The organism is Arthrobacter sp. 2MCAF14 (assembly GCF_052115645.1).
GTDB lineage: Bacteria > Actinomycetota > Actinomycetes > Actinomycetales > Micrococcaceae > Arthrobacter.
The window spans coordinates 1-1618 of the sequence record NZ_JBFRHB010000097.1; the positions used below are offsets into that span (position 1 = coordinate 1).

Below are 1618 nucleotides of genomic sequence, written 5' to 3' on the forward strand. Positions count from 1 at the left end.
TTCGGTGGCTGGCAGATGCCCCTGAAGTACTCCTCCGAACTGGCCGAGCACCACGCCGTCCGCCAGTCCGCAGGCCTGTTCGACCTCTCCCACATGGGCGAAGTCTGGGTCACCGGCCCGGAAGCCGCGGCCTTCCTCGACTACGCCCTGGTCGGGAAGATCTCCGCGATGTCGATTGGCAAGGCCAAGTACTCGCTGATCTGCAACACCGACGGCGGCATCATCGATGACCTCATCACCTACCGCCGACCGTCTTCCGAGGACGGCAGCGACAAGTTCCTCGTGGTCCCCAACGCCGGCAACGCGCAGGTCGTGACGGCAGCCCTGGTCGAAAGGGCTGCCAACTTTGACGTCGTCGTCGAGGACGCCTCCGCGGCAACCTCGCTGATCGCCGTCCAGGGCCCCAAAGCGGAAGCCATTCTGTTGACCCTTGTCCCGGCCGAGCAGCACTCCCTCGTCACCGGGCTCAAGTACTACGCGGCTGTTGAGGTCGAGATCACCGGTCAGGAGCTGCTCCTGGCCCGCACCGGCTACACCGGCGAGGACGGCTTCGAAATCTACGTCCCGAATGAGGATGCGGCCGGACTTTGGGAAGGGCTCCTCGAAGTGGGCGAGGGCCATGGGCTCATTCCCGCCGGCCTTGCTTCGCGGGATTCCCTGCGCCTTGAAGCCGGCATGCCGCTCTACGGCAACGAGCTCTCCCGCTACGTCAACGCTTACGCCGCCGGGCTGGGGCCCGTTGTCTCGCTCACCAAAGAAGGCGACTTCGTAGGCAAGGAAGCGCTGACCGCGATCAAGGCCGCCGGCGTGGGAACGTCCCTTGGCCAAAAACTCGTGGGGCTCAAGGGCCTGGGCCGACGCGCACCCCGCGCCCACTATTCGGTCCTCAAGGACGGAACGCTCATCGGCGAAGTCACCTCAGGCCAGCCGTCCCCGACCCTGGGCTACCCGGTGGCCATGGCCTATGTCGACGTCGAACACGCCGAGCTGGGGACCCTTGTGGACGTAGACCTGCGCGGCAAGTCCGAGCCCTTCGAAGTTGTCGCATTGCCGTTCTACAAGCGGGTCAAGTAGGCGAGTTTCGCAACCCCGTTTAGTCATCTTTTGCCCGTCGGTGCCGACATCCTCGGCATTCAGCCTATGGACGATGAGTTCCAAAGGCGGGGCAAGACTTATCAACTATTGGAACAACGAAGTTAGGAAATGAAATGAGCAAAGTAGCTGCGGAGCTAAAGTATTCGGCTGAGCACGAGTGGGTTGCGCGCGATGGGGCCGGGCCTGTGGGGATTGGGATTTCCGCGGTTGCTGCTGATGCCCTGGGTGACATCGTGTATGTTGATTTGCCCGAGGTCGGTTCGGCTGTGATTGCGGGGGAGACCTGCGGGGAGGTGGAGTCCACGAAGTCCGTTTCGGACCTGTATTCCCCGGTGACGGGGGAGGTCACGGAAGTGAACTCCGCCGTCGTCGACGATCCTGCCCTGATCAACAACGATCCGTACGGTGCGGGCTGGCTCTTCAAGGTGGCCGCCGAGTCGGACGGTCCGCTGCTTTCCGCGGAGGAATACGCTTCCAAGAATGGTGGCGAGCTGTGAGCGCCGCGACCGGGGCCGCAGGCACC

2 protein-coding genes are annotated in these 1618 nt (G+C 63.6%); both read left to right on the forward strand.

Translation table 11 applies throughout. The features are described 5' to 3' along the window. Positions 1–1074 (forward strand): glycine cleavage system aminomethyltransferase GcvT (gene gcvT, locus AB4074_RS24730; RefSeq protein WP_441415738.1); only part of this gene is annotated, 1074 nt, incomplete at its 5' end. A 134-nt stretch (positions 1075–1208) separates the two neighbouring features. After that, positions 1209–1592: a glycine cleavage system protein GcvH gene (gene gcvH / locus AB4074_RS24735; RefSeq protein WP_441415739.1), complete on the forward strand. Its 384-nt coding sequence runs from the start codon at positions 1209–1211 to the stop codon at positions 1590–1592. Positions 1593–1618: the final 26 nt, after the last annotated feature.